This window comes from Tritonibacter sp. SIMBA_163, from assembly GCF_046535935.1.
Classification (GTDB): Bacteria; Pseudomonadota; Alphaproteobacteria; order Rhodobacterales; family Rhodobacteraceae; genus Epibacterium; species Epibacterium scottomollicae.
The window spans coordinates 1-233 of sequence record NZ_JAWJBP010001416.1 but is presented as its reverse complement, the minus strand read 5'-3'; the positions used below and the strand labels follow the sequence as shown (position 1 = coordinate 233).

General features: G+C 40.3%; 1 protein-coding gene. It reads left to right on the top strand.

Annotated features, from left to right (window positions below):
- Window positions 1–233, top strand: a 233-nt coding sequence (locus R0J92_RS26955) for a toprim domain-containing protein (protein ID WP_411053943.1), incomplete at both ends; no start/stop codon positions are given.

Genomic DNA, 233 nt, shown 5'->3' with positions numbered 1-233 from the left:
ATGTTGAAGAAGGGTTTAAACCCGTCTATGTGGTTCCCAGTGATAAAAAGAAAGTGGTTAAAGAATTAAAAGCAGCCTTGAAAGAAGCGGATGAACTCATCCTCGCCACAGACGAAGATCGTGAAGGAGAGAGTATTTCTTGGCATTTAAAAGAACTGCTGAATCCCAAAGTACCCACAAAACGGATGGTGTTTCATGAAATTACTCAAGAAGCGATTCAAGAGGCTTTAAAG